Annotated in this window: 8 protein-coding genes; 6 read left to right on the forward strand and 2 right to left on the reverse strand. The window is 37.7% G+C overall.

Annotation, left to right across the window (positions count from 1 at the left end):
• Window positions 1-20 precede the first annotated feature (20 nt).
• Entirely contained in the window at window positions 21-740 is a 720-nt protein-coding gene (locus tag DS885_RS07310) for a DUF445 family protein (RefSeq protein ID WP_113818778.1), read from the forward strand.
• 223 nt (window positions 741-963) lie between these two features.
• Window positions 964-1902 carry a DMT family transporter gene (locus tag DS885_RS07315; protein WP_113818779.1) on the forward strand — a complete coding sequence of 313 codons (939 nt, stop codon included), beginning with the start codon at window positions 964-966 and terminating at the stop codon, window positions 1900-1902.
• A gap of 40 nt (window positions 1903-1942) precedes the next feature.
• Here DS885_RS07315 and DS885_RS07320 read toward each other — a convergent pair whose 3' ends face one another.
• Together DS885_RS07320 and metG are read right to left on the reverse strand one after the other, a co-directional pair.
• A complete protein-coding gene (locus DS885_RS07320) occupies window positions 1943-2152 on the reverse strand; it encodes a DUF3565 domain-containing protein (RefSeq protein WP_113818780.1) in 210 nt (69 codons plus the stop codon).
• 94 nt (window positions 2153-2246) lie between these two features.
• Entirely contained in the window at window positions 2247-4307 is a 2061-nt protein-coding gene (metG, locus tag DS885_RS07325; protein ID WP_113818781.1) for a methionine--tRNA ligase, read from the reverse strand.
• Between the two features lie 269 nt (window positions 4308-4576).
• Here metG and apbC point away from each other — a divergent pair, with 269 nt between their 5' ends.
• The 4 genes from apbC to DS885_RS07345 all read left to right on the forward strand — a co-directional run bounded on the left by apbC (window position 4577) and on the right by DS885_RS07345 (window position 7322).
• A complete protein-coding gene (gene apbC, locus DS885_RS07330; protein WP_113818782.1) occupies window positions 4577-5662 on the forward strand; it encodes an iron-sulfur cluster carrier protein ApbC in 1086 nt (361 codons plus the stop codon).
• Between the two features lie 24 nt (window positions 5663-5686).
• Complete coding sequence (locus tag DS885_RS07335; RefSeq protein WP_113818783.1) at window positions 5687-5947, forward strand: DUF2164 domain-containing protein; 261 nt, start codon at window positions 5687-5689, stop codon at window positions 5945-5947.
• A gap of 51 nt (window positions 5948-5998) precedes the next feature.
• Window positions 5999-6598: a recombination mediator RecR gene (recR, locus tag DS885_RS07340; protein WP_113818784.1), complete on the forward strand. Its 600-nt coding sequence runs from the start codon at window positions 5999-6001 to the stop codon at window positions 6596-6598.
• 61 nt (window positions 6599-6659) lie between these two features.
• Window positions 6660-7322, forward strand: a complete 663-nt coding sequence (locus tag DS885_RS07345) for a hypothetical protein (protein WP_113818785.1) — start codon at window positions 6660-6662, stop codon at window positions 7320-7322.
• The last annotated feature ends 218 nt before the right edge of the window (window positions 7323-7540 follow it).

Genomic DNA, 7540 nt, shown 5'->3' on the forward strand with positions numbered 1-7540 from the left:
AATCAACATAAGGAAAAACCATGAATAAAAGTTTAATGACTAATTTAATTGCTGCATTAATTTTAGTGATTGGCCTATTACTTGAGGAAAGTACTGCTTCTTCTATCTTAGTGATGGTGGGATTATTTGCCTTATCAGGTGCAGTCACAAACTGGCTTGCAGTATTCATGCTTTTTGAAAAAGTACCACTTTTATATGGCTCAGGCGTTATACCTGCTCACTTTGAAGAGTTTAAATCGGGTATTAGAAACCTGATGATGAAGCAGTTTTTTACCGCGCAAAATGTAGAGCGTTTTTTATCCGCAGGTAGCTTTTCATCATCACAATTAAATTTAGAGCCTGTGATCGAGAAAATAGACTTAAACCCAACTTATGATGGTTTAATTAAAGTGATCATGGAGTCTTCTTTTGGCAGTATGCTTGCTATGTTTGGTGGAGAAGAATCTTTACAACCATTACGTGAACCATTTATTAAACATATGAAAAGCTCGGTTATTGAGTTAACACAATCTGATAAGTTTAATGAACTGTTGCAAAGTGAAATGGATCAACCTGAAATGATGAACAGTATTCTAACTAAAATTGAAAGCATCATTGAGCAGCGTTTAAATGAACTAACACCGCAAATTGTTAAAGAGATTATTCAAGCGATGATCCGTAAACATCTAGGTTGGTTAGTGGTTTGGGGTGGTGTATTTGGTGGCTTAATTGGTTTTATTAGTGCCTTGATTGTTGCATAATCAATTGCTTAAAGGTTATTTTATGATATTGAGATAACCTTTTTCAATTATCCTTTCTATTCAATCTTCAGTCTCAATTTTTCCTAGCTATGTAAAACTACTTATAACTGATCCCCTAGTTCTTTGTTCTAAATCTTATAGTTATATATTTAACATGATTAGACACTTTCCAATAAATCTGTCATAACTAATTATTAACTTTTTAAATAATAAGAGCTTAGTCATGATAAATACTGCTTATAATACGTATAAAACCTTTTTTTTAACTAGCTTTGCATTAATAGCTTTTGCTGCGAACTCTGTTTTTTGCCGTTTAGCATTAGGTGACGAGCAAGTGGATGCAGGTAGTTTCACTGTGATCCGTTTGTTATCGGGCAGCCTGTTTTTAGGTCTATTCTTGGCCGTAAAGCATTTTTATTTTGATGTAAAAGATAACCAGAACAAAGAGTTAAAAGCAGAACAAATCAATACACAAAAGAGTCGAGGTAGCTGGCTAAATGCGTTGTGGTTATTTGTTTATGCTTTAACTTTCTCATTCGCATATATACAACTAGATACTGCAACTGGCGCTCTGGTTTTATTTGCTACAGTGCAAGTGACTATGTTGTTAACTCGTGTACTAAAAGGGCATTTATTAAGTCGTGCTGAGTTAATTGGTTTAATTTTAGCGGTTGCAGGCTTTGTATTCTTACTAGCTCCGCAAGTGTCTAGTCCTTCCCTGATCGCCTTTGTCTTAATGTGTGTTTCTGGTGTGAGCTGGGCATTTTATACATTAGCGGGTAAAAAAAGCTTAGACCCTACATCGGATACGATTTATAACTTCTTCCGTACTACTCCTTTAATTATTATTTTTGCAGTGATAAATATCGATAGCACTTATTTAAGCTTTGATGGTGTTTTCTATGCGATTCTATCGGGGGTATTGGCTTCTGCTCTTGGTTATTTACTTTGGTATCAAGCCTTAACTAGCTTACGTCATAATGTGGCTGCAGTGGTGCAGTTATTAGTGCCTGTTTTAGCAGCGATTGCTGGCTTTATTTTTTTAGGGGAAAGTGTGTCGGCGGTGTTTGTCATTTCCAGTTTAATTATTCTAAGTGGGATTTTATTAGTGATAAAAAATCCTGACCTTAAATTTGCTGCAGTGGCGAATACGGGTAAATAAACTATAAAGTGGCTCTATCTATAACCTTGATTAGAGTCATTTATTCTATAAAGTCCTTCGCTTCATTATTATCACACTTAACACAATTTAATTGATGTCCGATCATGCTTTTTCTTCCTTCAATAGTGATCACCCACGGGCGCATTGTAAAAGGCGGCCTGTGTCGAACATGTTGGAAGTGGCCACAGGCTAGTTGCGCAACCCAATGGGCTTCGTGATCTTGATGATAGCCAGTAATCGCTTGTTTCATCTGCTGTTTCCTGTTTAATATTATATTGTGCAATAAAAAAGCCTTAAGGGTTAACTTAAGGCTTTCTGTTGATCAGTATCTTAGCGTATTGCTATTACATAATACGTTGGCCTGGTTTCGCACCTGAGTCTGGAGTTAAGATATGAATATCTTCTCCGCCAGGACCTGCTGCTAATACCATACCTTCAGATAAACCAAACTTCATTTGGCGTGGTGCAAGGTTGGCGACCATCACTGTTAATTTACCTTCTAAATCTTCTGGTTTATAAGCCGATTTAATGCCTGCAAATACAGTACGTGTTTCACCACCTAAGTCTAACGTCAGTTTTAATAACTTATTCGCTTTAGGTACATGCTCTGCTTTGGCGATTAATGCTACTCGCAAATCTGTTTTAGCAAAAGTATCGAAATCAATTTGATCTGCGATTGGTTCTTTATCTAGCTCACTTTGACTTACTGCTTGTGTTGCCGCCGCTGCTTTTTCTTTTGCTGCTGCATCTGCCGCTGCACTTGCCTTTGAAGATTCAACCATTGCTTCAATGTTTTTTGGATCAATACGTTGGAACAATGCTTTAAATTTATTAATTTGATGGCCCGCTAACGGTGTCTTGATGCTATCCCAAGTTAATGTTTCATTTAAGAAAGCTTCACTGCGCTCCGTTAGTTTAGGCATGATAGGCTTCAGGTAAGTCATTAATACACGGAACAGGTTAATACCCATTGAACAGATATCTTGTACCTCTGCTTCTTTACCTTCTACTTTAGCTAATGCCCACGGTGCTTTTTCATCAATGTACTTATTAGCAATATCAGCTAATGCCATGATTTCACGAATAGCACGTGCAAATTCACGTTTCTCGAATTGCTCGGCAATAGACTCGCCTGCGTCAACAAACTCTTGGTATAAAGCAGGTTCAGAAACCTCTGCAGATAGTTTTCCATCGTATTTTTTAGCAATGAAGCCTGCTGTACGTGAAGCTAGGTTGACTAATTTGTTCACTACGTCAGAGTTAACACGTTGTGCAAAATCTTCTAGGTTAAAGTCTAGATCATCCACACGAGAGGTTAATTTCGCAGCGTAATAGTAACGTAAACATTCTGGGTCTAAGTTTTCTAAATAGGTGCTTGCTTTAATGAAAGTACCTTTTGATTTAGACATCTTCTCGCCATTAACGCTCACATAACCGTGAACATTCACACCCGTTGGTTTACGGAAACCTGCACCTTCTAACATCGCTGGCCAGAATAGACCGTGGAAGTTGATGATATCTTTACCAATGAAGTGATATAACTCAGCAGTGCTGTCTTTTTTCCAATAATCATCAAAGTTAAGATTATCGGTACGGTCACACAGGTTTTTAAAGCTACCCATGTAACCAATTGGTGCATCTAGCCATACGTAAAAGAATTTACCCGGAGCACCTGGGATCTCAAAGCCAAAGTAAGGAGCATCACGAGTGATATCCCAGGCTTTTAAACCACTTTCAAACCATTCACCCAGTTTGTTAGCTACTTCGCTTTGTAGCGCGCCAGATTTTGTCCATTCCACTAACATATCTTGGAATTGTGGCGCATCAAAGAACAGATTTTCAGTATCTTTCATGACTGGTGTTGCATCAGACACGACTGATTTTGGGTTGATCATTTCAGATGGGCTATAAGTTGCACCACATACATCACAGTTATCACCGTATTGATCTTCTGCTTTACATTTTGGGCAAGTACCTTTTACAAAACGGTCAGGCAAAAACATCTCTTTTTCTGGGTCGTATAACTGAGAAACCACTTTTTTAGTGATGTAGCCGTTATCACGCAATGCTAAGTATACTTGTGATGATAAGGCTTTGTTTTCTTCTGAATGTGTTGAATGATAGTTATCAAAGCTGATATTGAAACCAGCAAAATCTTTCTCATGATCCGCTTGTACGTCAGCAATAAGTTGCTCAGGGGTGATACCCATTTCCTGAGCTTTTAGCATGATAGCCGTACCGTGTGCATCATCAGCACAAACAAAATGAATATTGTTACCACGTAAGCGTTGGAAACGCACCCAGATGTCAGCTTGTACATGCTCAAGCATATGCCCTAAATGGATAGGACCATTTGCATAGGGAAGGGCGCAGGTAACAAGTATATTACGGTCTTGATTAGCCATTTATTTGGGATTCCTTAAGTCTAGGCGAATTTTTTTAAGCCCATAATTCTACCCAAAAAACACCAATAATCCCACTCTTATCTATTTCTGTTAGCGTCATCCGGTTGAAATAGTTAAACACTGTTTTATTCCCTTTATGGTATTCGGTGATTGAACTCATCATCATCTGTTAATTTTCAATTAATAATACAGTTCATTGCTTTTTAATCAGGATGATTTATCTGTTTAATTTGATAGACTAATCAATCAATGTAGATAAGAGGTTGTATATGCTGTTTAAAAAGAAAATCAATCAACAACAAGTGTTAGATTGCTTAGCACAATGTATCGAGCCCGAAGTATTTAACAAATTACAGCAACAATCCCTCGTGAGCATTAATGTCGATACGGCTGAAGTTATACTCTGTTTGCCATTTCATGCGCCTACATGGTTAAACAATCTAAAAACACAGGCTGAACAGCCTTTAACGGCACTGTTTAAACAATGTCCTGTGTGGACGGTCAGTTATAAAGTGCCTGTTTTTGAGCATAAAAAAGCACCTAAACAGAATGCTAACATTAAAAACATTATTGCCATTTCTTCGGGTAAAGGTGGTGTAGGCAAATCGACAGTGAGTGTTAATTTAGCCTTAGCATTGGCTCAAAATGGTGCCAAAGTTGGTTTGCTTGATGCGGATATTTATGGCCCATCAGTGCCTACCATGCTGGGTGAAAAAACGACTAAGTCAACCTCTGCAGATGGCAAACTATTACAACCAATCTCAGCACATGGCATTGTATGTAATAGCATTGGTTTCTTAATTGAAGATAAAGATGCCATGGTATGGCGTGGGCCGATGGCTAGCAAAGCGCTACAGCAAGTATTAAACGAAACAGACTGGCCTGAACTGGATTACTTGATTGTTGATATGCCACCCGGTACTGGCGATATCCAACTAACCATGTCACAAAACGTGGCATTAACCAGCGCAGTGATAGTAACAACACCGCAAGATGTGGCATTAATCGACGCTAAAAAAGGCGTGACCATGTTTAATAAAGTGGATGTGAAGGTCACTGGTTTGATTGAAAATATGAGTCTCTATTCTTGTGTTAAATGTGGTCATCAAGAAGCTATTTTTGGGACGGGAGGTGGTAAAAAACTAGCAGAGCAATTTAATTTAGCTTTTCTAGGCGAATTACCTTTGCATATTCAATACCGCGAAAATACCGATCAAGGTTATCCGACAGTTGCTAAAAATGAACAGGCTGAATTAGTTGCACCTTATTTAGCATTAGCGGAATCGGTTGCTATTAATTTGTTCAAAGATTTACAACCCACGATTGAGCAAATTAAAATTACAGAGCTTAAATAATACTGATATAAGCTGAGGATTAAGATGGCTGAGATTACTTTTTCAAGCGCGCAAAAAGCAGCAATGGTCGAACAAATACAAGCCTATTTTGAAAAAGAGTTGGACCAAGAGCTTGGGCAATTTGATGCGGAATTTTTGTTAGACTTTTTCAGTGAAAAAATGGGCGGATATTATTATAACCAGGGTTTAAATGATGCGAGAACGTTATTAGATGATAAACTCGATACGATTACCGAATCCTTTTATGAGCTTGAAAAAGTCACTGAATTCAATGGAAAATATTAAGTCAATTTACATGGCTTAATCGACCTAATTAAATGTTAAGAAGAAAAAATAATGTCAAATAGACCCTTAATCGAAGAGCTAACACAGGCTTTACAATGTTTACCTAGTGTCGGCCCCAAATCAGCGCAACGTATGGTTTATCATCTGTTAGATAAAAACCGTAATGGTGCACTTAAATTAAGCGATGTCTTAGCACGTGCAGTCACTGAAATAGGTCACTGCCAACAATGCCGCACTTTTACTGAAGAAGAACTCTGCTCTATTTGTAGTAATCAAAAGCGCAATGATAATGGTGTGATTTGTATTGTTGAAATGCCCGTTGATGTGGTGGCCATTGAGCAAACTGCTTTATTCTCTGGCACTTACTTTGTGCTAATGGGGCATCTATCACCATTAGATGGCGTAGGTCCTGAGCAATTAGGTCTACACTTGCTTGAGCAACAGATGCAAAAAGGTAATATTACTGAAGTTATTTTAGCGACCAATCCAACAGTGGAAGGTGAAGCAACTGCTTATTACATTGCTGAAATGGCGAGAAAGCAAAAAATTCAGGTGAGTCGCATCGCACATGGTGTACCTGTGGGTGGAGAGCTTGAATTTGTGGATAGCACGACCTTATCTCATTCTTTTACTGGGCGCTCAATGCTATAGATGAAGATAGTATGATTACCGTCGTTATTCAGAAAAGTATTTAAGGTTTCAAAGGAAAGAGATGCCAAGCAATCAAAAAGGACCTTTTAAAGGCTCTGACCAAGCACATTCGGAAATACAGGATTCGTTAGCCCGATCTATTTTTAATACCTTAATTGCTAATCGAATCCCTATTTCTATTGCTGATAAGCTATCTCATCAAGCTGCTACAAGAGTGGATATGGTCACGCTTTATAGCGTGGTTGCACAAGATATTCAATCTCAACACCAGCCAAAACAACGCATTCTAGATAGAACCATAGTGCATATGTTTGAGATCCTATTTCGCTTAATTAATGCACCAGGTGAAGACAAAAACTCGCCTACGGAGTTTTTTAATTTAGTACCTCGTGGTGAGTGTTTAGATCTGTTTTTACAATTGGTGAAAGAATATTGTATGGGAGATATTGAGATACAAGGCTATACGGCTAAAATAGAGCCATTGACTCAGCAATACAATAAAGCAGGTGTGATTGATTGGGATCGTTTGTATCAAAGTGAGGCATTTAAAGGGTACTTATCCGGACTTCTTAAATTAATTATGACCCATTTAAAAGAAGATAAAAAGCCTATTCCTGCCTTAGAAAATCGCATCCCTACGCATTTTCAACCCTATAGAATCAACTCTTTTTTAAATCAAGTATGTAAATTAAATCAAGCTGGTCGAATCGGCTTAAGCATGTGATTGATATTAATTATTCATAGCGCATAAAAAAAAGCGCTAGCTTGTCCATCAAGTTAGCGCTTTTTAGTATTATACCAATCATAGTAAGTAACTGATCTATTTTACTTGTTAAAACAACTTATTTTTTCGTTGTAAGTTTCGTATAGGGAACAACCATTTACATCAACTTACGCCTCAAACTAAGCATTTTTCCGGCGCAAAATTTAGATCAGTTATTT

It is taken from the genome of Psychromonas sp. B3M02, assembly GCF_003318165.1.
In the GTDB taxonomy this organism is placed as follows: Bacteria; Pseudomonadota; Gammaproteobacteria; order Enterobacterales; family Psychromonadaceae; genus Psychromonas.